We start from the raw sequence: 26,096 nt of genomic DNA on the forward strand, positions 1-26,096 counted from the left end.
CTTGCGCCTCCCGTTTTTCTTATGCCCGGCAGGGGTGACGTCTGATCCAGCGCTCGCGCAGTTTGTCCCATCCCCAGTTGTAAGCCATGGTGAAAGGCAGGAAGAATAGGAAGAAGGCTACTTCGACCAGGAAAGCTTCCCACAGGGTGATATCCAGCATCAGGGCGGCGATCGGCAGACCAATCAGGATAAATCCCCCTTCAAATCCCAGCGCATGTAACACGCGCACGCCCGGACCGCGTTTCTGGCCTGGCGCATAGATCCGATCAAACCCGCTGTTGTAAATCATATTCCATAGCATCGCGACCGTAGAGAGCATGATCGCCAGCGAGCCCATCTGAAACAGCGGTTTATTCATGATCCATGCTGCCAGCGGCGAAACGGTCAGAATCGCCAGCGTTTCAAAGCAGACAGCATGAAGAATACGTTCTTTAAGTGAGCGGGTACGCATTGTTTGTTCTCCTTCAATAATGCGGCGCATTTTCACATGTCAGAATGCTAAGATATAATGAACACCTATCGAAAAAAGCGATGGAACAGATGCGATACTCCCCGGAATCCCTTGAGGCGTTTATGCAGACCGTGGCGAGTGGCTCCTTTTCGGCGGCCGCGCGTGCGCTGGGTAAAAGTCAGTCCACCATCAGCGCAGCGGTGGCAAATTTAGAAGATGACCTCGGCTTTGAGCTGTTTGACCGCACGGGCCGTCAGCCGATCCTCACCGAGCAGGGACGCCGGGTTGTTCCTCAGGTTCAGCAGATTCTGTCGGCCAGCGAGCGGCTGGATGCGCTGGCGATACGTCTGTCGCAGGGCGTTGAACCCCGGCTCAGTTTTGCCATGTCCGATTTCTGGCAAACCGATCATCATGAACATCTGCTGAGGCAATTTGATGCCCGTTATCCGGAGATCGAACTGGAAGTCATGATTGCTGAAGATGGGGATGTCCTGGATCTGCTGCAGGCCGGGCGGGTACATCTGGGCGTCGTGCGGGCGCAGCCCAATCTGCCGGTTGATATCGCAGTAGCGCGGCTGCAGGTTGAAGCGCAGATGGCGGTCTTTTTACATCGCGATCATCCGCTGGCACAGCCTGATACCCTGAGCGAAAGCGAACTGGAAAGCGTGCGGCATCTGCGACTTAACACCTGGGTTGAGGCGCATGAACCCGCGCCCATGGGTCGCATCTGGTCAGCGCCCACCTATTTACTGTTGCTGGAGATGGCGGAGCAGGGATTTGGCTGGACGATTCTGCCACGCTGGCTGGTGAAACAGTTTGGGCATGGCGTGCTGAAAGAGTTGTCGATGTCGGGCTGGCCACAGCACATCGCCGTTGAAGTCGTCTGGTCACGACGAACGCCGCCCGGTCCGGCGGGGCGCTGGATGATCGATCAGCTGTGCGCCCAGCCGCGGGTTTAGTCGTGGCGGGCGATATCCGCAAACGGCGCGTCCAGCAGGCGTGAAAGATCCTGAGGCGCCAGTTCAATATCCAGGCCCCGTTTGCCGCCAGAGATAAACATGGCGTCAAACGCGCTGGCAGAGTCATCGATTACCGTGGGCAGACGCTTTTTCTGCCCCAGCGGACTGATACCGCCCACCAGATAGCCGGTAACCCGCTGTGCCAGCTGCGGATCGGCCATATCCGCTTTCTTCGCGCCCAGCGCTTTTGCCACCTTTTTCAGATCGAGTTGGGTCGATACCGGCGTAATCGCTACCGCCAGCTGTTTCGCCTCACCATTCAGTGCCACCAGCAGCGTTTTATAGACCTGGCGCGCATCAAGATTAAGCTTGCGGACCGCTTCGTCACCAAAATGCGTTTCGTTACTGTCATGCTCATAAGGATGCAGAATAAAGCTGACCTTTTGTTTTTCCAGCAATTTTACGGCGGGCGTCATACAGGTTCCTTACTAAGAAAAATCTTATTGCGCAGAATCATGGAAAAAGGTGGCGAAATTTTGTTCTTTGCGTAAAATTGGCCGCGCGCCAGCAATCTGATTGCTGAGCGATAACCAAAATCATAAACAAATTCCTCTTTGACGGGCCGATAAACTTATCGGCTCTCTTTTTTTCAGGGCTTCTTCAGCATCTCAGGCAGATTGTCTTCGCCGTAAAGATGCAAAGCACCCACCGCAACCACATAGTTTCCCGCCGCCAACCCCTGCAGCCGGTCACACCACTGCGCATTACGCTGACCGATCAACGTATCATTCAGCGCCTGACTGAACGTCGCGGGCAGGGTGATTTCCGGCTGGCGTGGCGGCGTATCAAGCCACCAGCTCAGCATCATCTGCAGCAGTCGTGCATTAGTGTGCCAGTGCAGCAGCGTATCCTGTAACAGCGCCATGCCATCATCCGGTAACGCGGTCAGCAGGGCGATCTGCGCATCGGCGCCTTCCAGTTCAATCACGGGTTTGTTCAGGCTTTTCGCTGCCTGCAACAGCTGATAATCAATGCCGTAGTCAGGCCGTAATCCCAGCCTCTGTGCCTGTTGAGCCTGTAACATTAGCGCCACCTGCCAGGCAGGCAGATTATCCAGCAGGCTAAGCGTAAGACTCATCTCCTGACACAGTGCGGTGAGCGTTTGCATCGCGCTGCTCTCAAGTCGTTCAGAGAGCGCAGGACGATCGCCGTAATGGTCAAAGGGCGAGCCACCCTGGGTAATATCCGCTTCCACAATCAGCGCATCCGCCTGCTGCAACTGCCGCAGCAGGCGAGCGGGCAACGGCTGCATGTCACGCGTTCCCATGTGGATGCTGCCCACCAGATGCAGCTGACGATTGCCAATCCGGACATCCAGCGCAGGCCAGCGGTAACTGGCGGGAAAAAGTTGGCTGATAAGGCCGCGCAGTGAGCGCCAGATGTTGCCTGTCATTCCCGGTCCTTTGCGATTCAAAACCCCATGCTAGCGACTTCAGAGCGTGAAAAACAGCGCTGAAACGGCGATTACTGGCGCGGTGGCCGGTAACGCAGCAGGCGGTTAGCATTGCTGACCACGGTAATGGAGGAGAGCGCCATCGCCGCACCTGCCACAATCGGGCTGAGCAGGGTGCCGGTCAGCGGATAGAGCACGCCCGCGGCTACCGGAATACCGATACTGTTATAGATAAATGCGCCAAACAGGTTCTGCCGGATATTGCGCAGCGTCGCGGAAGAGAGCGCTAACGCATCTGCCACGCTGTTAAGATCGGCGCGCATCAGCGTAATACCCGCGGTTTCTACCGCCACATCGCTGCCGCCACCCATCGCAATGCCCACATCCGCCTGCGCCAGTGCAGGTGCGTCATTGATGCCATCACCGACCATCGCGACGCGACGGCCCTGCTGCTGTAGCTGTTCGATTGCAGCCGCTTTGCCTTCAGGCAATACGCCTGCAATCACTTCATCAATGCCGGTTTCGGCAGCGATGGCGCGTGCGGTACTTTCATGGTCGCCGGTCAGCATAATCAGGCGATAACCCTGCTGATGCAGTCGCTTAAGGGCTGCACTGCTTTCAGGACGCAGCCGATCGCGCAGCGCGATAAGCCCGGTGAGCTGCCCCTGTTCCGCCAGTAATACCGGCGTGGCACCCTGTTGCGTCAGGCGCGTGATCGCTGCTTCTGCCGCCCGGTAGTCGACGCCGTTATCCTGCAACAGCGCTGCGTTACCCAGCAGCAGCGCTCTGCCATCCAGACTACCGCTGACCCCTTTGCCGCGTATTGTACGAAATTGCGTTAACGACGCTGGCTGAGTCAGCTTCGCTTCGGCGACAATCGCTTTCGCCAGCGGATGACCTGAGGCGAACTCCAGCGCAGCCGCAGTCGTTAACACCGATTCACGGCTGGCATTACCCCAGACCAGCACTTCACTGACCTGCGGCTTTCCGGCCGTCAGGGTGCCGGTTTTATCAAACACCAGCGTGTCGATCTGGCTGGCGCGCTGCAGGGCATCGGCGTCGCGCACCAGTACGCCCAGCTCGGCGGCACGGCCAACACCGGCAATAATCGACATCGGCGTCGCCAGTCCCAGCGCACAGGGGCAGGCGATAATCAGGACGGTTGTCGCGATCACCAGCATGTAGGCGATTTGTGGCTGCGGCCCGAACAGGTACCACACTGCGCCGCTGAGCAGCGCAATTAATACCACTACCGGTACAAACACAGCGGAGATGCGATCGGCCAGGCGGCCCACATCCGGTTTGCTGCTCTGCGCCTGACGCACCAGCCGGATAATGCGCGACAGGGTGGTGTGATTCCCGGTCGCCCGGGCGATAAACTCTAACGCGCCATCCTGCACCAGGGTGCCGGCGAAGATCGCCGCACCCGGACTTTTGCTTTGCGGCACCGCTTCGCCGGTGAGCATCGCTTCATCAAACCAGGCTTCCCCTGTGGTGATGTCGCCATCGACCGGCACCCGATCGCCGGTGACCAGCCGCAGCGTCATGCCGGGCTGGACGTCACTGACCGCGATCAGCCTGTCGCCCCGGGGATCGACCAGCCGCGCCTGAGCCGGTGTCAGATCCAGCAGTCGTTCCAGCGCTTTGGACGATCGCTGACGCGCGCGCTGCTCCAGCGCATGCCCCAGATTGATCAGGCCCAGAATCATTACACTGGCTTCGAAATAGAGATGGCGCGCCTGCGGCGGGAAAAAGTCGGGCCACAGCACCACGCTAAAGGAGTAAATCCAGGCCGCGCCGGTGCCGAGTGCCACCAGCGTATCCATGGTGGCGCTGCCATTACGTAAACTGCGCCAGGCGCTGCGATAAAAGTGACTGCCGGTCACGACCATGATCAGCAGCGTCACGATGCCCAGCGTCAGCCAGATGCCATGGTTATGGTCGGTGAGCATCATGTTGTCGCCCACCATGCCCCAGACCATCAGCGGCACGCCAAAGGCTAACGCGACAGCCGCCTGCCAGCTGAAACGCCGCATCGCGCTGCGGGCGCTGTGCTGCTGCTTCTCACGTCGCTCCTGCTCGTCATCCACCACCTGCGCGCCATAACCCGCGGCATCAACGGCAGCGACCAGCTGCTGCGGGTCAGCATTGCCCAGCACCAGCGCACTGCGCTCACCGAGATTGACCCGCGCCTGGCTGACGCCTGTGACCTGCTGTAGCGCTTTTTCCACCCGACTTACGCAGCTGGCGCAGGTCATACCTTCAATCAGCAGCACGTGGGCAGGTAATGTTTTTTCTGCCGGATGAGAAGGGATCTCCGTTGTCAGCGCCTCCGGCGGCGGCTCCGATGCTGTCAACGGTTCAGACTTTGGGGACGCGTCCGCCGTTTTCAGCGTCGCGTGATAGCCCGCCTGCTCAACCGTGGCGATCAGTGCAGTCGCATCCGCGTGACCGGAGACCTGCGCTTCCTGTTGGGTCACCTCAGCCTGATCAACATCGTCGCGTTGCTCGAGTGCCTCTTTGACGCGTTTGACACAGTGGCCGCAGGACAAGCCGTCCAGTGCCAGAGAAATAGTGTGTGACATAATCAACTCCTCTTGTGATCCCATTTGACCGATTGGTCAGTTTCGATTCATGCTTAAGCATAAACCTTCCATCAAGGGGAAGGTCAAGGGGACGAAAATGAACATCAGCGATGTGGCGAAAAAGACCGGGCTGACCAGCAAGGCGATTCGTTTCTACGAAGAGAAAGGCGTGGTGACGCCGCCGTTGCGCAGTGAAAATGGTTACCGCCATTACGACGGTCACCATCTGGATGAACTGAACCTGTTACGTCAGGCGCGGCAGGTGGGTTTTACGCTGGATGAGTGCCGCGAGCTGGTGGCGCTGTTTAATAATCCCTCGCGACACAGTGCCGATGTAAAAGCCCGTACGCTGCAGAAAGCCGATGAAATTGCGGCGCACATTGAAGAGCTTCACGCCATGCGCGCTCGTCTGCTGGCGCTGGCGGACGCCTGTCCGGGCGATGAGAGCGCAGAGTGCCCGATTATCAATAATCTGGCCGGGTGCTGCGGTCAGCGTGGCTGAATTCGCAGAGTAATCCCCTCAATGCCGACCACGACGACCGGCGTGCCCGCAGGCAGATCATGCTCCGCCTCAACTCGCCAGCTGCTGTCACCGATGCGTATATGCCCGGTACGGTTATGCAGCGCGGTATCCAGCGTCAGCTGCAACCCGATCATCTGGCTGCCGCGCTGGTTCAGGGCATTGGGCGTCTGACGCGTTTCACGGTGGCGCATCCAGCGATACCACAGAAAGACGCAGACCAGGGTCAGCACGGCAAAGAGTGACCCCTGTGTCGTCCAGCTCACCGGCACCAGCCACTCAAAGATGCCGACAATAACTGCCGCCAGCCCGCTCCACAGCAAATAACCGCTGGTGCCCAGCATCTCAGCCGCCAGCAGTAATCCACCCAGCGTCAGCCAGAACCAGTGCGGATGCGCGATGATTTCCATCAGCATCAGCGTTTCGACTCGGTACGCGATTCCTTCAGCAGTTCACCGATCCCCGCAATCGACCCCAGCAGACTGCTCGCTTCCAGCGGCATCATCACGACTTTGCTGTTAGTGCCTTCACCGATTTTTTGCAGCGCATCGGTGTACTTTTGCGCCACGAAGTAGTTGATAGCCTGAATGTCTCCCGCGGCGATCGCTTCCGAGACCATTTTAGTGGCGTTAGCTTCCGCTTCAGCCTGACGTTCACGGGCTTCTGCCTGCAGGAACGCCGAGGTACGTTCACCTTCCGCTTTGAGGATCTGCGACTGCTTCTCCCCTTCAGCGCGCAGGATTGCCGCCTGTCGTACCCCTTCGGCTGTCAGAATATCGGCGCGCTTGGTTCGCTCCGCTTTCATCTGTGCATTCATTGCGCCGATCAGCTCCTGCGGTGGACGCACGTCGCGAATCTCGATGCGGGTAATCTTAACGCCCCACGGATTGGTGGCTTCATCCACGATATGCAGCAGACGGGTATTAATGCTGTCGCGCTGTGACAGCATTTCGTCCAGCTCCATGCTGCCCAGCACGGTACGCATATTGGTCATCGTGAGGTTCAGAATCGCCTGCTCAAGATTGCTGACTTCATAGGCGGCACGCGCCGGGTCAACGACCTGAATAAAACAGACCGCATCGATGGTGACGTTGGCGTTATCTTTGGAGATGATCTCCTGAGAGGGGATATCCAGTACCTGTTCCATCATGTTGATCTTGCGACCAACGCGATCCATGAACGGCACCACCAGACTTAATCCTGGCTGTAGCGTGCGGGTATAACGGCCAAAGCGCTCAACCGTCCATTGAAAACCTTGTGGGACGATCTTGACGGTCGCCCAGACCGCAACCAGTGCCAGAATAATCAGGGCAGGGATCACTGTTATCATACAACCTCCGCATTGTCAGATTAACGGGCCGAGTCGCTTCGGCCCGTGGTGCTGCTGTTTAGTACAGCAGGGAATAGAGCTGGCGACGATAACGCGCAGCCAGTGCATCGCCGGTTCCCAGCGCTGCCAGAATCTCCTGCAGCATTTTACGCGCCTGGCCATCAGCGGCATTGAGATCGGATTTCAGGAAGCTGAACAGCAGTTCCAGTGCTTCTTCATTACGACCCACCTGATGCAGCTGTAACGAGAGTTTAGCAGCCAGCCCGGCGTTAGACGGGTCCGCTTCCAGCTCGGATTGCAGCTGCTGAATCTCCGGCGTATCCGCAGCCTGTTTCAGCAGATCGATCTGCGCCATCAGGCTCTGATAGCGGGTATCCTGATCCTGAAGGGGGACAACTTTCAGCACCGCCTCCGCTTCATCGCTGCGGTTCAGGGTAATCAGCACGTCTGCCAGCAGGAAACCAATCTCACTGGATTGGTTGCTCAGCTGCCACGCATCTTTTAACAGCGGCAATGCCTCCAGCGGTTTACCTTCCTGCATCAGTGCCATCGCCTGCTGCGCTTTCAGTTCTTCTTCACGCGGCAGCACTTTTTCCAGCAGGGCACGGATCGCCTCTTCCGGCTGCGGTCCCTGGAAGCCGTCAACCGGCTGACCATCCTGGAACAGGTAGACGGTCGGGATTGAACGCAGACCAAACTGCGACGCCACCCTTTGCTCTTTGTCGCAATCGAGTTTTGCGAGAATAAACTGACCCGCGTACTCCTGCGCCAGACGCTCCAGCACAGGTGTCAGCTCCTGACAGTGCTGGCTGCGCTCAGACCAGAAGTAGAACAGCACCGGCAGCTGCATCGACTGCTCAAGGGTCTGCTGCAGGTTAGATTCGTTGATGTCGATGATAGAAGCGTGTGGTGACATGGATAAGTCTCTTTGCAAAAAGTGTTCTAAGAATATGGGGCCAACTGGCCCGGCTTCAAGCGCTATTGCGCATGGCTGATTAATGGCTGCGCAAAATGCGATCCAGCATCCAGCCTGGCAGTAACCGTTTCAGCAGGCTCATTACGTGTGCGACCAGCGTCACCGGATAGCGCAAACGTGGATGTTTACTCTCGAGTGCGTGACGAAGTTTAGGCAGAATGGCTTCCGCTGGCAGGGTAAAGCGTGCCGCGAGGCCCGGGTTACGCACCGGGTTATGCTGTTCCCCCTGCGTCACATTGTGGGTAAAGCGGGTCTCAATCGGGCCAGGCTCAATCAGGCTGACCCGGATGCCACGGCTGCGCACTTCGAGCCGCAGCGCATCGCTCCAGGCTTCCAGCGCATATTTACTGGCGGCATAGGCACCCCGGCCAGGCGTGGAGATCAGGCCCAGCACCGAGCTGGTATTAACAATGCGGCCATCACCGCTGGCCTGCAGCGCGGGCAACAGCCGCAGCGTCAGCTGATGGACGCCGAAAAAGTTGCTGGAAAACTGCTGCTCTAACTGCTGACGCGAGAGCGTATGCAGCGGGCCATAGAGACCAAATCCGGCATTGTTAAACAGTGCGGCCAGACGGTTATCGCAGAGCGCGAGTACCGCATCCGCTGCCCGATCGACACTCTGCGGATCGTCGAGATCGAGCTGGATGCCCGTATAACCCAGCGTGTTCATGCGGGCGACATCGTCGGCTTTTCGGCAGGCGGCGATCACCTTATAACCCCGCGCCAGCAGATCGTGCGCGGCGACCAGGCCAATACCGCTGGAACAACCTGTAATCAGAATGGTTTTTTGCATAACTTCACACCCCTTTGAATTATATGCAATTTATTTCATAATCAAGCGGTTAAGTGTGATTCGTTAACGCTTGTATGCTGTAAGTTGACAGTTTGTGTCGCCATTTTGCCGCCATTGGTTTCTTCCAGTCCAGCCGTGCAGAAGGGGTTCTTAACAATGGCATCTTCCAGGTGATTAGGCGCGAAGTGAGCATAAACCATTGTCATATTGATCTCTGAATGACCCAGTATTTCTTTGAGAACAAGAATATTGCCGCCATTCATCATGAAGTGGCTTGCAAAGGTATGACGTAGAACGTGAGTGTTCTGATGTTTTGGCAATTCAATTGCAGCCATTTTTAAAACTGTTTTGAAACGCTTATAAACCTTACCAAAAAGAAGACCCTGTTTTTTTGGGATACTTTCATATAATGATTTTGATATGGGTACGGTTCTATTCTTTCCGCTTTTGGTGTTAGTAAATGAAATCTTATATGGAATGACCTGTGAGCCTCTTAGCTGTGCGGCTTCATTCCAGCGGCATCCCGTGCTTAGGCATATTCTGATAACAGTAAAAAGATCGCTATTCCCATAATCATTACAGGCTTGAATCAAACGGTGAATTTCTTCGGTGCGCAGGAAACTAAGTTCCTTTTGCTTTACTTTAAAAGCTTCTATGTCTTCAAGAGGATTAGGGTATTTAATATATTTGAGTTTCTTTAATCTGCTAAACATCCCATGCAGGCGGGTGCATTCCAGATTTACAGTTGTTGTAGAGGCTGGTCGTAAATACCGGTTTTTATCTTTCCGGAATACCTCGCCTTTAAGCCTACGCATACGATGATCAGCAATATCTTCGCTTGTGATTGTTGAAGCTATTGGATCTCCCAGCGACTCACAGATTATCTGTAATCTGTTAGCTGTATTGCTGGCATCTGCCAACGTAACACCATGAACTGATTGCCAGAGTTCAATAAGCTCACTTAGTTTACGATTATCTTCCTTCTCACCCAGCCAAGGCTTAGCCTCAGCCTCATCCATTGTATGCTTTTCAAAAGCTACAGCCTCGCCTTTGGTAGCGAACTGGCGGCGAATGCGTTTGCCTGTGCGGCCATTAGGGTAGCATTCACATATCCATTTTCCTGTTTCCAGTTTTCGGATAGTCACAAAGCAGCCTTAAATATTATTAACAGTCATGGCAACACGGCCAATCGGTTTAATATCATCAACGGAACAATCAAATGATACTTGTTCATCGCTGACTTTGATTTTCTTGTTCGGGATTTTTGATATTTTCTTTAAACTACATGTGCCATCAATCTCAACCAGCCACAACCCATCGTTGATGTCGGTAAAAGAGGTTTCGAGAATATATCGCTGATCACCATCAATTAATTGAACTGGTTTTTTTAAATCGTTTCTTAAAAATGATAAGTCGAACAGGTTATAGCTAGCCTGATGAATCACCCCGTTAATTAGTTTTATATTATTTATACTAATAACGTCAGATTCTTTCGGGTCGAACGCTGGGCCTTCACCAGTCATAAGCCAGGCGAGAGAGGCTTTGGTTTCCGCAGCGCAAACAATCACCCAATCATATGGAAATGTGTCTCGCATCCAGCGGTTTCCAATTCCGCCCTTTGAAACTCCCATGTGATCAGCTAGCTGCTGCCGCGTTGTGAAGCCATAAGCCTCACAAATCCTTTCTATAGCATCCCTTCCACCTTCAGTAGGCGTTAGGGTTATCCCATGTGCGAACGTTTTAGTTGACATTTCCCAGTAGTGATCCTATCTTCTGCGTATCCCAGCTGCGAACTGGGTGTTACGACATGTTAACTCATGAATACTCAACAGGAGACTATGCCTTATGGCTGCTTCGATTTCAATTTATATCCCCAAGGCTAAGGTAACGCCTAAAGAATTCAGTGAGCTGCAAGGCGTTAAGGTACGCACTGTGCGGTCATGGTGTGAAAAGGGCATTCTTTCACAGGATAAGAAAACTCATAAAAATGGTCGTACATCAATTCACTATCTCAAGTTCATTGAAAGACAGGCTCGTCAGGCATTAGGTCACAACCGTTTCCAGATAATTGTTGGCCGTGAACCGTCCTGAACCCAGTGGGGAACTCAGGCTTTCAAAATTATCAATTTGAACGGTGCAAAACATGTACGATTATAAAGTTTCAGTACGAAACTATCTTGATGATGCCTGTCGCCAGTTTTCACTGGCACATAACGTCACAGAATTGGCTAAAAAAGTAGGAATGCAACCGGCCACACTGCGTAACAAGCTGAATCCGGACCAGTCGCACCAACTGACATTACCTGAACTGCTGGCGATCATCGATCTCACCGAAGACCCAACCATTCTGGATGGTTTTCTACGCCAGATTAATTGTCAGCCTTCTGTACCGGTAAACAACGCCCAACCTGAAAACATGCAGTTTTGTGCATTAACTGCCGTGGCCAGCGTCGGGGTAATCGCTGGGGAAGCGGTTTCAACGGAAAAGATGACCGTTGCACGCCGCAATCAGATTCTTAACAGAGCCAGTGATGCTATCCGCAGCCTGTCTTTACTCGTCTATTCCGTTGAAAGTCGTTTTCAAACCGTGCCGGTGTTGGCTGCTGCCGTTGATGTGGTAAGCGCGTCAATGCCTGGCATCGTTGTGTGAGGTGAATGTGTTCGTATTCGTAAACCTGTTAAAGCGCCAGTCGCCATCAAAACAGTTGCCTGCGTATGGGCATGGAACCATCCAGCTGCCTAACGGCCTGCGCTGGAATCCTGCTTTAACCCGAAAAAATCATGAGGCAAAGCATGAATGCAAATGATGAAAAATGGCTGGGCGTGCTGCGCCAGATGGTTTCTGGTCACAGCACACAGGCATACAGCGTCTGGGAACGGCTTAGCGAGAATCAGCGCGGAATTATTCTGCACGCCGCAGGTTTAAAGGCGCGTCACTGCCGTTATTCGTGGAGCCAGTTTACTGACCACGAGTTACATCAGATTAAGCGTGGCCTGCAGCGTTTGAAGTGCATGGTTGAAATGTTCAAGGGGCTGGGGCCGCTGGCGTTTCAACAGGAAAAGAAACCATCACCGAGCGCGCTACACGCAGCGCGATCAGTCCCTACAGTACCGGGGACACCAGTTCATGAACTGATAAAGGCGCGGCAGCAGCTGCGCAAACCCGCTGACAATCGCGCCCACTGAGGAAATATTATGAATATCATCACCGTTGAAAAAAAAGGGCTGCTTGAAGATTTCCGCGACTGGGGCGTTAACCCGGATTATGCCGAGTTCTTCCTGAGTAAGTGTGACACCGAAGGCGGCACAGTCGCGCTTAAGCAATTTGTATTTAACGACACTATCCAACTGGACGACAAAATTCAGTGGCTGCTGGTAAGTTCTGCTTTCTGGTGCCGTGCATTCCGTGAAGCAGAAACCCACACGCAGCAGACTGAAGCGCTGAGCGCAATCCGCGCAATTTACTTCGCAGCTGGCTTCCTTGGAGCATCGCCCGTTGTAGCGCTTATCCGGTCATGGTGGAGCGTGTCTTACGAATTACATTTGCTGTCATCGCCTAACCAGTCGCAGATGCAGGTAAAGCCTTTCCGTTCCTCAATTCTTAATTCGCTGTTTAACCGCTAATAACCCGACGCACGATTTTTTGGCTTTCCAACGGATAGCCGGGGATTCGTGCGCTCTTAATTGGAGAAATTGCCATGAGAATGACACGTCAGGATTTAAAAAAAGAAGCGGCCGGCAGCACTGAACTGGTTCAGGAGCTGTGCAGTCAGGCGCGTGTGGAAGGTGGCAAGGATGTGGCAACAAAGCTGTCAGGCCGCCTTGATCGCCTGGCAACACACGCCGCCAATAAAGGACTGTCTGCTGTTGAGATTGTTGAACTGATTCGGCAGGAAGCCGAAGCGATTGATGGCAAGGGCGGTGCGCTATGGCAGTAAAACCAACTCAGGAAGCGTTCACCCTTGCAATGTGTGTGCTGAAGTGTGCTCAAAAAACTAGCATTAAAGAGGCGGCTGACGAGCTGGAAAAGCTTTTTTATAGTCCTGAAGAGTTGCGAACACTGCATCAAACCCGCGAAAAGTGGCGGTGCTATCAAGACAGTTTACCAGCGTCAGCGACTTCAGAAACTCCGACGCAGCAACATACTCTGCGAGGTCAGTGCAGCTAATCGAACGGTATAAATAGCCGTCATGAAACAAAGCAATTTTATAAGAAGTTATGCCTGAATCGTTTTCCTGAACGGCAAGCCATTCCGTAATGCGGACGTCATGCGCAGGGCGTTCGCAATCTTTCAAATATTTGTTTTCCATAGCTTCCTTGAGGTAAATGTGAGCGTTCATGAAGTTCTAAATCATAATGGCCAGTATCACGCCGTCAATAAAATGCGGCGTGAGTTCTTTGCGCCTGGAGCACCGCAGGGCATCACCCATACAGAGCTTAAACTCTGGCATTGCGATTCCACCGATCATGAGTGGCGCAGCCAGTACCTGCATAACATTCCGGATTACCTGTCGGGATATTTTGGCCAGAAATATGAATCGCTTTTAAAGGCATCAAAAAACGGTCGCCGTCGTGCCAATACGTTCTTACGCAACACTATCGGTAAGAGCGTATTGCCACGTCTGAAACTCGTTAACGCAGCATGGCAGCGTGATTACTCAACCGGTATGCCTTCGCCTTTCAAAGATAACCTTGATGATTTGCCGGGCTATGACCGGGACCGTGTACGTGATCTGGCTTATAACATTGCCAGTCACTTAGGCGAGGCTTTTCACTCCTGGGCTGAAATGACCGCGCCCGACGATAAACCTGATGAAGACGAGTTGAAGCAGCGCACGGCTCAGGGTTATGTATTTCTGGCACAGGAAGCACTGAAATGCGGCACCACGCCGCCTTTCTGGCTATCCGTTAAGAAGACCGGCAGGATTAAGCGTCGCAACGCTGAAAGCGCTATTCTGCGCATGATGTCACCTGAATGGTGGCGGGTTCGTCTGCAGCGTCGTCGTGATCTGCACCGTGAGCATATGGCTATTGCCGTGGGGCAGGTTCAGAAGGCCGCCAGTCCCTACGTTTCACGCGGAACACTTGGAGAGTGGGCAGAACAGAAAAAGCGTAACCGCGAGTTTTTCAAAAAGTTTGATCTGGTTAATGAGGATGGTGATCGCATTGCGCTGGCCGATATGGTCAACCGCAGCAATGCTAATCCCGCTATTCGACGTTGTGAGTTGATGGCGCGTATGCGCGGGTTTGAGGATATCGCCAACCATGAAGGTTATGCCGGTGATTTTTACACGATCACCGCGCCATCACGTTTTCATGCCGTACACAGCAAAGGTGGGTTCGTTTCACAGTGGAACGGTGCCAACCCGCGCGACTCTCAAAAATATCTCTGTTCAGTCTGGGCAAAAATCCGGGCTGCGCTGTCCCGTGCCGGTATCCACGTTTTCGGCTTCCGCGTTGTGGAGCCGCATCACGATGGAACGCCACACTGGCACATGCTGCTTTTCATGCGTCCGGAACACGTTGACGAAGTGCGAGACATTATGTGTTACCACGCGCGGATAGCTGACAGTGAGGAACTGAACACAGAGAAGGCGTTAAAGGCGCGTTTTCATGTTGAGCCGATTGATCCCACTAAAGGCAGCGCGACGGGCTACATCGCAAAATATATCTCTAAAAACATCGACGGCTATGCGCTTGATGAAGAAAGCGACGGCGAAACGGGCGGAAATGCGCGCGAAATGGCAAAAGCTGTTTCTGCCTGGGCATCACGCTGGCGCATCCGTCAGTTTCAGCAGATTGGCGGTGCGCCGGTGACGGTGTGGCGTGAACTGCGCAGACTGGGTGACCAGCAGATTGAGCAGCCAGAAATGGATGCGGTTCTGGCATCTGCAAGCGTGGCGGTGGACTGGGCAGCATACACGCAGGCGCAGGGCGGTCCACTCGTTGCCCGGTGTGATCTGGTTGTTCGTCTGGCTTACGAAATTACGGAATGTGGCAACGAGTACGGTGAAGACGTTCAGCGGGTGCAGGGGGTTTACTGTCCGCGTGCTGCCGGTTCGGAAGTGCCAACACGTCTGGTTAAGTGGGAAAAGGTCGCCAAACTGGCCGAAGCGTCAGCGGAGGCTGGTTTTTCTGGCGGCAACGCCGCCCCTTGGAGTTCTGTCAATAACTGTACGGGGCCGAAGCGCCGCAGGTTAGAAGTGGAGCTGAAAGGCAGAGGGTTTGAGGGCAGTGATGAAGAAATTGACCGCCTCTTAACCGGGGCAGCAATCTCTTTCAGGGGGCATGGTCTTGTGAAGTATCAGGCGGAGCGGTTAATAGACGTTCCTGATACCAATGAAAATGAGTGCTGGCCGGGCTGGTCGTAGCCTAACGCCCGGTATTGCATAGCATTTATAGCGGATGAATCTTAAAAAAAAGGTTCATATTTTATTACACTTGCTATACTGTACGCATATCCAGTGTTTTGCGTGAGGGAGGATTAATGAAGGATTTTCTTGCGGTAGCGGTTCGTTTGCAACGTATTGAATTACTTACTAGAACCTTAGTAAATGATTTGTATAGTCAGGAGGATAAAGAGATGGCAGGGATGTGGATTGCAGAACTTGCTACGAACATGGCAGACGAAGTAAAGGCTAAAGTTCGTGAAACTAACAGCCCCTCGCCGGGGCTGTAAATCAGGCGGCAGTATTCGTCTGTAAGAGTTCTAAAGCGATCTGCTTTTGAAGCGGTGACATTGACGAGATAACTTGCTGAAGCAGTAAATCGCCTTTCTTAGCGCTAGGGCTAAGGGTATGCGAAAAAGTAAGATTCATTACAAATGTGTGGCCGCATTCAACGTCTGAACAGCTGCAATAGATATCTGCCAGCTCTTTATGTTTCCGGTTGGTTTTACGAATCACAGCTTTTGAACCGCACTCTGGGCACTCAATTTTTAACACGCGCATATTTGCGGCTCCGGCGTTATAAGTTTGCCTGGATTTTATCCGATTACGCCTCATGCCGCATCCTTGTTCTTTGATTGCTGGGAAAATTTCAGGTGAAGGTGTTCCGGTATTTCCGGATCACCGTTCACCGCCATCATGAGGCGGCGCTGAAGTGGTGCCACCTCGTTTTTCTTATAGGTGGCTTCCACTTTTTCCGGGTCACCCAGGCCGGAAGTGTTCTGCGGGATAATCCCCGCAAGCCCAGCCGGAAAGCGGTGAGCGTTCAGCACGTCCTGTGCGCTGATGTTCTTCACGTTGGCAAATTCATCTTTCGCGCCAATATCCCCCATCTGGATAAACTGCACGCCTTCCTTATCACCGCCGGGGATATTCACCAGAATAGTGCTGAAGTTGCCGATCCCTTTGCTGTTGGCCAGCTGCTGCTCAATTTCTTCTTCTACTTCATCCGTCATGTTCGGGTCCGTGGTGTAGAGGATGCCGCCGGTGTGTGCGCCATTGTGATAGTACCGGCGGCGGAAAATCACCGCTTCGCTGTTAAGCAGGGCAGAGTGAATGCCGCCGATATAATCCGGCAGGCCGTAAATCTGCTGCTGCGGGTCATACATCCTGATAAAAATCACATCCTTTTCAGCGTATACCAGCGGTTCACCTTTCTGCAGCACCACAAATTCACCATCCCTGCGGCGGCGCATATACAGGCCGGGCATCGGTTCCAGGGCAACCACGTCGCCCCAGCCGTTGCGGATTTTAACGAGCGCCAGATCCCCGAACGTAAGCAAATCCATCGCGCCAGCCTCAAGGCTGTCAAATGTCAGACCGCCGCCCAGGTAATCCGACAGCACCATATTTTTACGCGCGTGCAGGATGCCACCATGCTGGCCGTTGAGATTTACCAGCTGCGCCAGTGCAAGGCGATCAATCGGCAGGCTGTAGTGGTCAAAATCGTTGTCATACCACACGTCGCGGTAATCGGTGCCGGTGGTCAGGACCGGTTCAGGCTTGCCGAAGCGCAGCACTGACATTTTGCGCTTACCTGCCGCCTGCTGTGCGCCGCTGGCGCGTTGCTTATATCGTTTTTTCATGCTGCCTTCTGAAACTTCCATTTGGATTTAGGTTTGTGCTCGTAGTTGAGCGGCTCGTTGTCCAGACCGTGCATAATTGCCCAGGCTGCTTCTGCGTGGCCGGTTTCAGCCGTGCGATCAGCGACGAAGGTCACCGCGCTGCCTGATTTCGTGACGGCGCGCCGGATAGACATAAACGACGCGGCCACTTCCTTCAGATCCGCATCCCATTCAATGCGGCCGCTTTCAATGACGTCTGCCGCCTTAAGCACCAGGCGATTCTTAGTGCTCAGGTCGTAGCGGATAGGTTTAAGCACGCGCATGGCAAAGGGGTGAATGTTGTCGTAAACGCCCTGGCCAATGCCGGTCACGTCTACGCCCAGATAGGTGAAGTTGTACCGGGTAAAGAGTTTTTTGATTTCGCTGGCCTGATGACGGAAGTTCATGCCGCGCCAGTTGATGATGGCCAGCACGCGGAATTTCTCACCGGCCAGCACCGGCGGGGCCATAATCACGAATGTAGACAGGTCGCCGGAACGGGCAGGGTCATAACCGCCCCAGACAGGACGATCGCCAAACGGGCGGCGCGCTTTCGGGTCGTGGTCCTGCCAGAACGTGATATCAGTGCCGCATTTTTCCAGGTCGGAAAAGCTGAACACCGCGTCTTTACTGTCAACGAAGACGCACATGTACAGCATATCGAACGTGTCTTTGCTGTAGCGGTTGCGCAGCTTGTCGATGCTGGCGAGGTTAAAGCCGTTAGCAATCGCGTCTTCCATCGTGATGACGTAGCGCCACTGGCCATCGGGGCAGAGGCGTCCGCCGTCGCGCATGGCGTTAAACGTGGGAAACACCACGGCGGCGCGCTTTTTACTGCCTTTTTTCCACTCCTCACCGGTCCAGAACGGGTAAGCCTGATGAGTTTTGGCTGACGGCGTTGAAAAGTAGGTGGTGCGCCATTTGTCGTGTGTGGCCATCGCAGACGCCACTTCATTCAGCCGCGCGAAGTTCGGCACCCAGAAATATTCGTCACAGTAGAGGTGGCCGCTATATGACTGCGCCGTGTTCTTATTCGTGGACAGAAAGCGCAGCTCTGCGCCGTTGCTCAGGCGGATAGGGTTGCCGGTGAGCGTGATGCCGAAGTATTCCTGTGCGATGTTGACGATGTATGAGCGGAAAACCTCCGCCTGCGCACGCGAAGCGGAAAGGAAAATCTGCGGGTCACCGGTCAGCACGGCGTTTTCAAACGCCTCAAAAGCAAAATACCAGGTCGCACCGATCTGGCGGCTTTTGAGGATGTTGCGCACCTGTTGGCCAATGTTCAGGCGCAGGTGTTTCTGGTAGCCAAACAGGTGTTCTTCAGCCCATAAGTTCAGGTCATCTTCCGTCAGTCCGGATACGTCGTTTTTATTGTATTTGCGCTTACTGCGCGGCTGATCACCTTCCTCTTCGCTGCCGCCGTTGCTGCAGCCTGCAGATGCCGGGCGCGCGGCGGCCAGCTTCTCTTTGTGTTTGTTATGCTGCGCGCGCAGCTTTACTGAATGGGCAATCAGCTGATCCAGTTCTTTCAGTTCCAGTTCTGTTTTGCCATCGCGTCCGGTCAGCAGCTGGATGCGGCGCTCAATCGCATCTTCCGTGCTTTCGTGGCTCAGCATGTCTGCCCAGCCTTCCTTTTCAGCCCAGTAATAAATAATCCGCGCATTCGGCAGATTTAATTCACTGGCAATTTCCTTCGGCGTATACCGCCTTAAATACAGGGCGCGCGCAACGCCGCGTAATTCATCACTGTATTTAGCCATCAAATATTCATTCCTTTATTTGCCTGAACGCTATTATGCCGATGCAGAGTAAATAAAAATCCCGCTTTGATTCTTTATGGTTCGCTTAATTGCTGTTATCCGAACGCAGTGGAATTTGTCAGGGTGCGGCAGGCGTTTAAATCATTAATAATGGCTCTGCTGTTACGGAGGGCAGGAAAATATATGTCACAGTTATGTACTGACTGGCTGTGTATTGCCACCGAGGGAGATACGGTTGACCGCCGGGAATTAAAACGGGAATGGTTAATTGATGCTGCTGAAACATATGACCCTGAATTATACGCCGCACTTATTTGGCCGGAGCATGAACGCGATTACGGAAATGGGGGCTGCGTAAAACAGGTGATGTGGCAGGAAGGTGATGACGGGCTGGTAAGGCTTTACGCAAAAATCAGTCCGAATATGAGCCTGATTGAAGCCAATAAACGCGATCAGCTTCTTTATTTTTCGGTAGAACTGACCGAAGACGGAAACTTTCGCGGCACAGGGCGCAGCTATCTCGAAGGGCTGGCGGCAACGGACTCGCCTGCCAGCGTGGGCACTTCACGTATGCGCTTTAGCCAGCGCAAAAAAATCAAACCCGGCTGCTATCGCTATAAGTTTGGCCGGAATGGAAAAGTGGAACAGGAAACAAAAATGAAAAACTGGCAAAAGCTGTTTGGCATTCAGCCTAAAAAATTCGCTGAAGATGACGTGAATACTGACGCGCCTGAAGACAGCGACAAATTACAGGCGCTGGCTGAAGCCCTGAATAATCTGGAAGGCCGTGTGTCTGCAATCGAAACGCAGCTGGCTTCCACGCAGGAAGATGTGGATACCATTGCCGAAGTGGTGGATACGCAGGAATTTGCAACGCTGCGTGAAAACATCGGGGCAGTCATTAAAAACTTTGGAAAGCTGGATAACAAGATTACCCAGTTGCCGAAGCGTAATCCCGGCGATAAGCAGGAAAGCCGCAAATTTAAATTCATCTAATTTCGCCTTCGTCAGGGAAGTTTCTATAAATCGCATTATTTGCGAGAGGGTTATTTATGAAGTTAAACAAACGCGCACTGGCATTCATTGACGCTTTCTCTGCCGGTCTGGCTGAGCATTACGGCGTGACGAATCCGGCCCGCGCATTCAGCCTCACCGATCCGCAGGAAACCAGCTTACGCGCTGCGCTGCTGGAGTCCGTAGAGTTTCTTGATCTGATCACCATCGCGGATGTGGACCAGTTAAGTGGTCAGGTCGTTCAGGTTGGCAAATCTGGATTACATACCGGGCGCGTGGCTGGCGGGCGTTTTCGTCGCAAAGTCGGTGTAGACGGCAACGATTACAAGCTGGTCGAAACGGATTCATGCGCCGAACTTCAGTGGGATTTGCTGTCGCTGTGGGCAAACGCCGGTGATGAAGGTGAGTTTTTCCAGATGGTGCAGACGTTTTCAAACCAGGCGTTTGCGCTGGACATGCTGCGCATCGGCTTTAACGGCAAAGAGGTGGCGACGACAACCGATCCGGATAAAAACCCGAACGGCGAAGACGTGAATATCGGTTGGCATCAGCGCATGAAAGGCTTCAAAGACGGGTTCCAGATTATGACCGATGCGGTCACCCTGGACGATGCCGGTGATTATCGCTCGCTGGATGCGATGGCCTCTGACCTGATTAACGCCAAAATTCCGGCACAGTTCCGTAACGATCCGCGTCTGGTGGTGCTGGTCGGGGCCGATCTGGTTGCGGCGGAGCAGTACCGCCTGTATCAGAAGGCGGACAAGCCCACGGAGAAAATCGCCGCGCAGATGCTGGGCAGCACCATTGCCGGGCGCACCGCGATTATTCCGCCGTTTATGCCGGGCAAGCGCATGGTGGTCACGCCACTGTCAAACCTGCACATCTACACGCAGCGCGGCACGCGTCAGCGTAAGGCGGAGTTTGTGGAAGACCGCAAACAGTACGAAAACAAGTACCTGCGCAATGAAGGTTACGCCGTTGAGGAGCCGGAGCTTTATGCGGCCATTGACGAAGATGCGGTGACCATCGGCAAGGTGACCGAACCGGCAGAGGGCTGATTATGAGTCTTTCACCCGCACAGCGACACAGCCAGCGCGTGGCCATGCAGCAGCAGCAGGCGCGGCTTGAGGAAGTGAACACCACGGCCAGCCTTCACCTGCAGATGCAGCAAATCATGGAAGACGTGGCGGTATTACGCAGCCTCGATACCACGGCAGAGCGCGTGGCAATGAAGCGTGATGTGCTGCTGCCGAAGTGGATGCCCACGGTCGAAAGCTATCTCGAACTGGGCCGCGTGTATGCCAATCCGGTGTTTGCGTACTGCGTCGTCTGGCTGTTTGACGTAGGCGAGTTCGATCAGGCGCTGGACTGGGCAGACATTGCCATTGCGCAGGAGCAGGCCACGCCGGAAAACATCAAATCACGATTCCCGGCTTTTGTGGCCGATCAGATGATGAACTGGGCAGAGCAGGCCAGCCAGGCGGGTGAAGACTTAGAGCCTTATTTCTCGCGGACGTTTGAGAACGTTACGCAGCGCTGGCGGCTGCACGAGGAGATTACCGCTAAGTGGTTCAAATTCGCGGGGCTTCTGCTGCTGCGTGATGAATCAGGACAGGCGCGGGCGGCGGCTTCAGATAGCGTCGAAACGCTGTCTGAAGCTGACCGGCTGCTGGCGGCCGCCGAGGCGAAGTATCACAGAGCAGGCGTAGGCACGATGCGCAAAACGATTGCGGCGCGCATCCGGGCGCTTACGGCTGAATAACGACTACCGCAAGCCGGGTGGGCGCGGATGAGGGCAGAACACGCAGTGTAATGCGCCGTGGATTCCGGTCAGCCCACCTTTTTAAGGGGGATTTTATGTTCAGTGGCAAGCCGATTGAATACCAGGACAGCCCGCTGACCAATGACGGATTCTGGCCGGATATGAACCTGTCAGACTTCCAGCGCAGCCGCAGTATTCCGGCTGACGTAGACGCGGAAACAGTGGCGAATGCGCTGCTTACGTCGGCAGCGGAGGTAAACAGCGGGCTTGCCGGTGTGCAGGAAAAGCACCGGGCGGCAGGATACCAGACCGCTGCTGACGTGCCGGGGGTCAGCATGAACGGCATCAGTCAGCTGGCGGCGCAGTATAAAAAGGCGGTGTATGCCAGGGCAAAAGCGGACCTGATGGGTGAGTTTGCGTCTGTTGGCCGCCGCGAGTCGCATCCGGGACAGGAGAGCGATGAAACGCGCAAGGGATTGCTGGCGGAGGCGTCGGTGACTATCCGCCTGATTAAGGGGCTTAAGCGCGCCACGGTGAGGCAGGTATGAGCACAGAAAGTCAGCTTGAATCACTGACCAGCTTTATTAAGTCAGAAATGCCACAGCGTGCCATGCAGTCATTCACCAGTGAAATGACGGGACTTAAAACCATTCCCGCCGCGCGTGATATGGGGCTGGGGCAGGTGCAGCTTTCGGTGATCCGCTATGACGCAGAGCTAATCTGGGAGCGCTTCCCGTACCGTGAGTGTGATCCGCGTCTGCTGATGGCGCTGCTGGAAGTGTGGCAGGCGACTGATACAGAGGACCGGGATTTATTCAGCCAGGTCGGCATCACTAATGCCGATCCGGACTGGGACATTGAGCTGATAGACGAGGAAGCCGCAATTGTGACCGTTACGGTGCCGATGGCGGAACGGCTGATTATCGTGCCGGACGAAAACGGGCCGGTTCCTTATCAGGGCGGACGCTACCGGCTGGCCGATCCGGAAATCTGGACGGCGCTGAGCGCGATGATTTACACGGAGGTTGAGGAGTGATTTTCGGGGCGGAGATTAACGCCGCGCAGCTGCGTGACATGCGCCGCGAGATTGCAAAGCTGGAGCTGCCCGACAAAAAGCGCCAGCGGCTTATCTGGCGCATGGCGAAATATGGCGTGATCCCGGCGGCAAAGCGCAACGTGCGTAATCAGCAGTCACCGGACGGCACGCCGTGGCAGGCAAGAAAAACGCGACGCAGGGGGAAGATGCTGCGCAATCTGCCGAACCTGCTGCATATCCGCGAAATGCCCGAAATTGAAGCCGTCCGGCTTTATCTGCAGGGCGGCGGATACCGAAATGGGGACAAAGCAGTACCGGCAGGGACCGTGGGTTACGCGCAGCAGGAAGGCATGAAAACCAGCGTCAGGGCGCGCGGTAAGGGTCGCACCGCACCGGCAGGGAAAATGGCCACGCTGGCGCAGGCTAAACGGCTGCGAAAGCTGGGCTACAGGGTAAGGCGCGGTAAGCGCTGGCGTAAGCCGCCGTTTAAGGAAATTACCGAAACGATGGGATATGCGCAGGCCGGTCTGCTGATCCGCAAGCTGACAGGGCGGGCGGCAAAAACGGTATGGACTGTCGATGTGCCGTCCCGTCCGTTTCTTGGGATGGGCAGCGACGATTTCAATAAGGCGCTGGCGCGCCAGCTGCAGGCCATTGGCTACGGCTGGGACGTTAATGCGCAGGATATCAGGGGAAGGGTATGAGCTGGCCAAATGTAACGGTCAATCAGCTTAATCAGCTGCAGGGTGAAACAAAGGATATTGAGCGCGTCGTGCTCTTTATCGGACGCGGCGCAACTAACGCCGGGAAGACGCTGGCGGTTAATACGCAGACCGATTTTGATGCGCAGCTGGGTGCGGCGGATTCGGTGCTGAAAAGTCAGGTTATGGCCGCGCTGGAAAATGCCGGTCAGAACTGGTCCGCATTCGTTCACGTCCTGGCCGAAGATGCAGAGCTGTCGGCATGGGCAGATGCCGTACTGAGCGCGCAGCAGGTGGCATCCGTGGAAGGGGTCGTGTTGTGCGCGGATGTTCCGGATAAGAAAGAGATTAACGCTGCCGCCTCGCTTCGCAGCGCGCTGCTGGCGAAGTTCGGACGCTGGGTGTGGTTCATTCTGTCAGTTGGCGGTCCGGAGACTGGCGAAGCCTGGGCGGATTATCTGACGCGCATGAGTAAGCTGCAGAGCGGAATTTCTGCGTCAGCGGTGCAGCTGGTTCCGCGCCTGTGGGGCAATGAGCCGGGCGTGCTGGCAGGTCGCCTCTGTAACCGCGCCGTGACCATTGCTGACAGCCCGGCGCGCGTGAAAACCGGGGCGCTGGTAAGTCTGGGCAGTGACAGCCTGCCGGTAGATGGCACTGACAAAGTGCTTGAGCTGGCCACGCTGCAGGCGCTGGAAAAGCTGCGTTTCAGCGTGCCGATGTGGTATCCGGATTATGACGGGCTTTACTGGTCCGACGGGCGCACGCTGGATGTGGAAGGCGGGGATTATCAGGTTATCGAGTACGTGCGAATTGCTGACAAAATTGCACGCCGCGTGCGCCTGCTGGCCATCGCCCGAATCGCTGACCGCACGCTGAACAGCACGCCGGGCAGCATTGCCGCCGCGCAGCAGAGTTTTGCGAAGCCGCTGCGTGAAATGTCGCAGTCAGTCCAGATTAACGGCATCCGTTTCCCCGGTGAGGTGAAATCGCCGCGCGACGGTGACGTATCAATCAGCTGGAAAAGCGCTAAACAGGTGGAGATTTATATCGTGATGCGTCCGGTTGAATCACCAAAGGAAATTACCGTGGGGCTGCTACTGGATACCAGCCTGGACAGCACTGAGGGGGCAGCATGAGTCAGCGCATCAGCGGTCAGTCATTCGATGTAAACATCGACGGGGAATTACTTCACGTCGAAAAAATCTCACTCGATATCACGGACAGCACGGCGGCGGCGTCCACGCGCGGCGTCCCTGACGGACACGTAGCCGGGGAAGTCGCTGCAGAAGGTGAGATTGAGCTGAGCAGCAAAACCTTTCAGCAGCTGACCGCGAAGGCGCGTGCCGCCGGGTCATGGCGCGGCATCGATACGCTGGACTTTCTGTTTTATGCGAAGGTCGGCAGCGAAGAAACGAAGGTGGAAGCCTTTGGCTGCAAACTGGTGCTGAGTAACGTGCTGGATATCGATCCGAAGGGCGGCGCTGTCAGCACGCACAAGGTGAAGTACTTCGTGACCAGTCCGAAGTTCGTGAATATTAACGGCGTGCCGTATCTGGAAGCGGCGGCAACGGAAAGCCTGATCAGCTAACGGGGATACGATGCAGGACCATGAAAAAACACTGATGCAGCTGCTGGTGCTCGGCGGGATTATCGCGCTGGGCAAGGTGCTGGCCAGTAATGAAAAAATCACGCCGCGCCTGATTGTGGGGCGCGTCATTCTGGGGTCGGCCATTTCGGTCGCGGCAGGTGCGGCACTGGTGCAGTTCCCGGATATGTCGCCGCTGGCGGTGAACGGGGTCGGGGCGGGACTGGGGATTCTGGGTTATCAGTTCTGCGAAATGTGGTTGCGCCGCCGTCTGGGTGGCGACGATAAGGAGAAGTGAAAGTGACGCTATCGGAAAAGCAGCAGTTATTTACCGGGCTGATTGCACAGCTGATCACCTGGGCAAATGATCGCGGGATGCGCCTGACGTTCGGGGAGGCATACCGCACGCCGGAGCAGGCCGCGCTGAATGCGAAGAAGGGCAGCGGCATCGCCAACAGTCTGCACACGCAGCGGCTGGCGGTGGATTTTAACCTGTTTGTTAACGGCGAGTATAAAACCCGCACCGAGGATTACCGGGCGCTGGGTGAATACTGGGAATCACTGGGCGGCAGCTGGGGCGGGCGTTTTAAGTCGAATCCGGATGGTAACCACTTCAGCCTTGAGCATAACGGTGTTCGCTGATGGCCAGAAACGTGCTGTTTTTGCTGGCCGGTCTGGGGCTGGCGTTTCTGGCAGGTTGGACCGGCGCGGAGTGGAAGCGCGACAGCATGGAGCTGGTCGCAGAGCGTGCCGCCGGGATTGCCGCTGACAGGGCGCGTGATCAGTTGCAGGGCGTGGCAAGCGAATCCGCCAGGCAGCTTGAAAACAAACTGGAGGAATTAAAAGGTGCGATACCGGCAGGCATCCGCGCTGAACTGGATAAGCCCGTTTTCAGTAATGATTGTCTGTCTGGTGATTATTTCAGGCTGTACAACGCCGCCAGTGAAAACGCAGAGCATACCCTATCAGGAAAATCTAAAAACAAAATGTCCCGTTAATCTTCCCCGATTAAACGGCACCAACGGCAGAGCCGCAGCAGAATTATTAATTCAGTGGATTGATATTTATTCAACCTGCGCGGCGCGCCATAACCAGCTTATTGACGAAATTAATTTAAGAGA

35 protein-coding genes are annotated in these 26,096 nt (G+C 54.8%); 21 read left to right on the forward strand and 14 right to left on the reverse strand.

Annotated elements, in window-relative coordinates:
- Nucleotides 1-19: 19 nt before the first annotated feature.
- The gene (locus tag IBT54_RS10015; RefSeq protein ID WP_013357032.1) at nucleotides 20-451 is read right to left on the reverse strand and encodes a multidrug/biocide efflux PACE transporter; all 432 of its coding nucleotides are present in this window, start codon (nucleotides 449-451) and stop codon (nucleotides 20-22) included.
- An 89-nt stretch (nucleotides 452-540) separates the two neighbouring features.
- On the opposite strand from IBT54_RS10015, the gene IBT54_RS10020 reads away from it, so the two are divergent.
- A complete protein-coding gene (locus IBT54_RS10020; RefSeq protein ID WP_041457183.1) occupies nucleotides 541-1,410 on the forward strand; it encodes a LysR family transcriptional regulator in 870 nt (289 codons plus the stop codon).
- Here the strand turns inward: IBT54_RS10020 and ybaK are convergent.
- The 3 genes from ybaK to copA form a co-directional block, all read right to left on the reverse strand.
- The gene (gene ybaK / locus IBT54_RS10025) at nucleotides 1,407-1,886 is read right to left on the reverse strand and encodes a Cys-tRNA(Pro)/Cys-tRNA(Cys) deacylase YbaK (RefSeq protein ID WP_033782216.1); all 480 of its coding nucleotides are present in this window, start codon (nucleotides 1,884-1,886) and stop codon (nucleotides 1,407-1,409) included. The two genes, IBT54_RS10020 and ybaK, sit on opposite strands and share 4 nt — an antisense overlap.
- Before the next feature lie 173 nt (nucleotides 1,887-2,059).
- Nucleotides 2,060-2,863 (reverse strand): TraB/GumN family protein, encoded by an 804-nt coding sequence (locus tag IBT54_RS10030; protein WP_201252088.1) that lies wholly within the window; start codon nucleotides 2,861-2,863, stop codon nucleotides 2,060-2,062.
- A gap of 71 nt (nucleotides 2,864-2,934) precedes the next feature.
- On the reverse strand, nucleotides 2,935-5,448 hold the full coding sequence (copA, locus tag IBT54_RS10035) for a copper-exporting P-type ATPase CopA (RefSeq protein WP_201252089.1): 2,514 nt from the start codon (nucleotides 5,446-5,448) through the stop codon (nucleotides 2,935-2,937).
- Nucleotides 5,449-5,545: 97 nt separating this feature from the next.
- Between copA and cueR the strand changes: the two genes are divergently transcribed.
- Nucleotides 5,546-5,950: a Cu(I)-responsive transcriptional regulator gene (cueR, locus tag IBT54_RS10040; RefSeq protein ID WP_033731796.1), complete on the forward strand. Its 405-nt coding sequence runs from the start codon at nucleotides 5,546-5,548 to the stop codon at nucleotides 5,948-5,950.
- Here cueR and IBT54_RS10045 read toward each other — a convergent pair.
- The 6 genes from IBT54_RS10045 to IBT54_RS10070 all read right to left on the reverse strand — a co-directional run bounded on the left by IBT54_RS10045 (nucleotide 5,938) and on the right by IBT54_RS10070 (nucleotide 10,818).
- Entirely contained in the window at nucleotides 5,938-6,384 is a 447-nt protein-coding gene (locus tag IBT54_RS10045; protein WP_201252090.1) for an NfeD family protein, read from the reverse strand. The two genes, cueR and IBT54_RS10045, sit on opposite strands and share 13 nt — an antisense overlap.
- A complete protein-coding gene (locus IBT54_RS10050; protein ID WP_013357039.1) occupies nucleotides 6,384-7,298 on the reverse strand; it encodes an SPFH domain-containing protein in 915 nt (304 codons plus the stop codon). The genes IBT54_RS10045 and IBT54_RS10050 overlap by 1 nt, the downstream gene beginning before the upstream one ends.
- Before the next feature lie 58 nt (nucleotides 7,299-7,356).
- A complete protein-coding gene (locus IBT54_RS10055) occupies nucleotides 7,357-8,214 on the reverse strand; it encodes a co-chaperone YbbN (RefSeq protein ID WP_013357040.1) in 858 nt (285 codons plus the stop codon).
- A gap of 79 nt (nucleotides 8,215-8,293) precedes the next feature.
- Complete coding sequence (locus IBT54_RS10060) at nucleotides 8,294-9,067, reverse strand: SDR family oxidoreductase (protein WP_201252091.1); 774 nt, start codon at nucleotides 9,065-9,067, stop codon at nucleotides 8,294-8,296.
- 41 nt (nucleotides 9,068-9,108) lie between these two features.
- Nucleotides 9,109-10,212 (reverse strand): tyrosine-type recombinase/integrase, encoded by a 1,104-nt coding sequence (locus IBT54_RS10065; RefSeq protein ID WP_201252092.1) that lies wholly within the window; start codon nucleotides 10,210-10,212, stop codon nucleotides 9,109-9,111.
- A 9-nt stretch (nucleotides 10,213-10,221) separates the two neighbouring features.
- Entirely contained in the window at nucleotides 10,222-10,818 is a 597-nt protein-coding gene (locus IBT54_RS10070) for a phage repressor protein CI (RefSeq protein ID WP_201252093.1), read from the reverse strand.
- A 94-nt stretch (nucleotides 10,819-10,912) separates the two neighbouring features.
- On the opposite strand from IBT54_RS10070, the gene IBT54_RS10075 reads away from it, so the two are divergent.
- From IBT54_RS10075 to IBT54_RS10100, 6 genes are all read left to right on the forward strand, one after another.
- Nucleotides 10,913-11,158, forward strand: a complete 246-nt coding sequence (locus IBT54_RS10075) for a Rha family transcriptional regulator (RefSeq protein WP_201252094.1) — start codon at nucleotides 10,913-10,915, stop codon at nucleotides 11,156-11,158.
- Nucleotides 11,159-11,210: 52 nt separating this feature from the next.
- Nucleotides 11,211-11,717: a phage regulatory CII family protein gene (locus IBT54_RS10080; RefSeq protein WP_201252095.1), complete on the forward strand. Its 507-nt coding sequence runs from the start codon at nucleotides 11,211-11,213 to the stop codon at nucleotides 11,715-11,717.
- A gap of 7 nt (nucleotides 11,718-11,724) precedes the next feature.
- The gene (locus IBT54_RS25360; RefSeq protein ID WP_201252144.1) at nucleotides 11,725-11,874 is read left to right on the forward strand and encodes a phage filamentation protein Fil family protein; all 150 of its coding nucleotides are present in this window, start codon (nucleotides 11,725-11,727) and stop codon (nucleotides 11,872-11,874) included.
- Nucleotides 11,861-12,253 carry a hypothetical protein gene (locus tag IBT54_RS10090; RefSeq protein ID WP_201252096.1) on the forward strand — a complete coding sequence of 131 codons (393 nt, stop codon included), beginning with the start codon at nucleotides 11,861-11,863 and terminating at the stop codon, nucleotides 12,251-12,253. Before IBT54_RS25360 ends, IBT54_RS10090 begins: the two co-directional genes overlap by 14 nt.
- 9 nt (nucleotides 12,254-12,262) lie before the next feature.
- The gene (locus tag IBT54_RS10095) at nucleotides 12,263-12,691 is read left to right on the forward strand and encodes a hypothetical protein (protein ID WP_201252097.1); all 429 of its coding nucleotides are present in this window, start codon (nucleotides 12,263-12,265) and stop codon (nucleotides 12,689-12,691) included.
- Between the two features lie 74 nt (nucleotides 12,692-12,765).
- A complete protein-coding gene (locus IBT54_RS10100) occupies nucleotides 12,766-13,005 on the forward strand; it encodes a DUF2732 family protein (RefSeq protein WP_201252098.1) in 240 nt (79 codons plus the stop codon).
- A gap of 63 nt (nucleotides 13,006-13,068) precedes the next feature.
- Here the strand turns inward: IBT54_RS10100 and IBT54_RS10105 are convergent, their stop codons facing one another.
- A complete protein-coding gene (locus IBT54_RS10105) occupies nucleotides 13,069-13,377 on the reverse strand; it encodes a hypothetical protein (protein WP_201252099.1) in 309 nt (102 codons plus the stop codon).
- A gap of 72 nt (nucleotides 13,378-13,449) precedes the next feature.
- Here IBT54_RS10105 and IBT54_RS10110 point away from each other — a divergent pair, with 72 nt between their 5' ends.
- Together IBT54_RS10110 and IBT54_RS10115 are read left to right on the forward strand one after the other, a co-directional pair.
- A complete protein-coding gene (locus tag IBT54_RS10110) occupies nucleotides 13,450-15,438 on the forward strand; it encodes a replication endonuclease (RefSeq protein WP_236263101.1) in 1,989 nt (662 codons plus the stop codon).
- Nucleotides 15,439-15,554: 116 nt separating this feature from the next.
- Nucleotides 15,555-15,746, forward strand: coding sequence for a hypothetical protein (locus tag IBT54_RS10115; RefSeq protein ID WP_187494288.1), 192 nt, complete (start codon nucleotides 15,555-15,557; stop codon nucleotides 15,744-15,746).
- Between the two features lies 1 nt (nucleotide 15,747).
- Here IBT54_RS10115 and IBT54_RS10120 read toward each other — a convergent pair whose 3' ends face one another.
- From IBT54_RS10120 to IBT54_RS10130, 3 genes are read right to left on the reverse strand one after another with little or no spacing between them, the layout of a single operon-like run.
- Nucleotides 15,748-16,071, reverse strand: a complete 324-nt coding sequence (locus IBT54_RS10120) for an ogr/Delta-like zinc finger family protein (RefSeq protein ID WP_187494289.1) — start codon at nucleotides 16,069-16,071, stop codon at nucleotides 15,748-15,750.
- Nucleotides 16,068-17,099, reverse strand: coding sequence for a phage portal protein (locus tag IBT54_RS10125; protein ID WP_236263089.1), 1,032 nt, complete (start codon nucleotides 17,097-17,099; stop codon nucleotides 16,068-16,070). Before IBT54_RS10125 ends, IBT54_RS10120 begins: the two co-directional genes overlap by 4 nt.
- Entirely contained in the window at nucleotides 17,096-18,877 is a 1,782-nt protein-coding gene (locus tag IBT54_RS10130; protein WP_201252102.1) for a terminase large subunit domain-containing protein, read from the reverse strand. The genes IBT54_RS10125 and IBT54_RS10130 overlap by 4 nt, the downstream gene beginning before the upstream one ends.
- Nucleotides 18,878-19,060: 183 nt before the next feature.
- Here IBT54_RS10130 and IBT54_RS10135 point away from each other — a divergent pair, with 183 nt between their 5' ends.
- The 11 genes from IBT54_RS10135 (at nucleotide 19,061) to IBT54_RS10185 (ending at nucleotide 25,973) form a co-directional block, all read left to right on the forward strand.
- Nucleotides 19,061-19,873, forward strand: coding sequence for a GPO family capsid scaffolding protein (locus IBT54_RS10135; protein WP_201252103.1), 813 nt, complete (start codon nucleotides 19,061-19,063; stop codon nucleotides 19,871-19,873).
- 56 nt (nucleotides 19,874-19,929) lie between these two features.
- Nucleotides 19,930-20,949 carry a phage major capsid protein, P2 family gene (locus IBT54_RS10140; protein ID WP_201252104.1) on the forward strand — a complete coding sequence of 340 codons (1,020 nt, stop codon included), beginning with the start codon at nucleotides 19,930-19,932 and terminating at the stop codon, nucleotides 20,947-20,949.
- Nucleotides 20,950-20,951: 2 nt separating this feature from the next.
- Nucleotides 20,952-21,653, forward strand: a complete 702-nt coding sequence (gpM, locus tag IBT54_RS10145; RefSeq protein ID WP_201252105.1) for a phage terminase small subunit — start codon at nucleotides 20,952-20,954, stop codon at nucleotides 21,651-21,653.
- A gap of 95 nt (nucleotides 21,654-21,748) precedes the next feature.
- The gene (locus tag IBT54_RS10150; RefSeq protein ID WP_201252106.1) at nucleotides 21,749-22,201 is read left to right on the forward strand and encodes a head completion/stabilization protein; all 453 of its coding nucleotides are present in this window, start codon (nucleotides 21,749-21,751) and stop codon (nucleotides 22,199-22,201) included.
- Nucleotides 22,198-22,689: a phage tail protein gene (locus IBT54_RS10155; RefSeq protein WP_201252107.1), complete on the forward strand. Its 492-nt coding sequence runs from the start codon at nucleotides 22,198-22,200 to the stop codon at nucleotides 22,687-22,689. Before IBT54_RS10150 ends, IBT54_RS10155 begins: the two co-directional genes overlap by 4 nt.
- Entirely contained in the window at nucleotides 22,686-23,393 is a 708-nt protein-coding gene (locus IBT54_RS10160; RefSeq protein WP_201252108.1) for a hypothetical protein, read from the forward strand. Before IBT54_RS10155 ends, IBT54_RS10160 begins: the two co-directional genes overlap by 4 nt.
- Entirely contained in the window at nucleotides 23,390-24,526 is a 1,137-nt protein-coding gene (locus tag IBT54_RS10165; RefSeq protein ID WP_201252109.1) for a DUF2586 domain-containing protein, read from the forward strand. Before IBT54_RS10160 ends, IBT54_RS10165 begins: the two co-directional genes overlap by 4 nt.
- Nucleotides 24,523-24,978: a phage protein gene (locus IBT54_RS10170; RefSeq protein WP_201252110.1), complete on the forward strand. Its 456-nt coding sequence runs from the start codon at nucleotides 24,523-24,525 to the stop codon at nucleotides 24,976-24,978. Before IBT54_RS10165 ends, IBT54_RS10170 begins: the two co-directional genes overlap by 4 nt.
- Before the next feature lie 10 nt (nucleotides 24,979-24,988).
- Nucleotides 24,989-25,273 (forward strand): phage holin family protein, encoded by a 285-nt coding sequence (locus IBT54_RS10175; RefSeq protein ID WP_201252111.1) that lies wholly within the window; start codon nucleotides 24,989-24,991, stop codon nucleotides 25,271-25,273.
- A 2-nt stretch (nucleotides 25,274-25,275) separates the two neighbouring features.
- Nucleotides 25,276-25,617, forward strand: a complete 342-nt coding sequence (locus IBT54_RS10180; protein ID WP_182687451.1) for a M15 family metallopeptidase — start codon at nucleotides 25,276-25,278, stop codon at nucleotides 25,615-25,617.
- On the forward strand, nucleotides 25,617-25,973 hold the full coding sequence (locus IBT54_RS10185) for a hypothetical protein (RefSeq protein ID WP_201252112.1): 357 nt from the start codon (nucleotides 25,617-25,619) through the stop codon (nucleotides 25,971-25,973). The genes IBT54_RS10180 and IBT54_RS10185 overlap by 1 nt, the downstream gene beginning before the upstream one ends.
- The last annotated feature ends 123 nt before the right edge of the window (nucleotides 25,974-26,096 follow it).

The organism is Pantoea sp. S62 (assembly GCF_016658625.1).
Lineage (GTDB): Bacteria > Pseudomonadota > Gammaproteobacteria > Enterobacterales > Enterobacteriaceae > Pantoea > Pantoea vagans.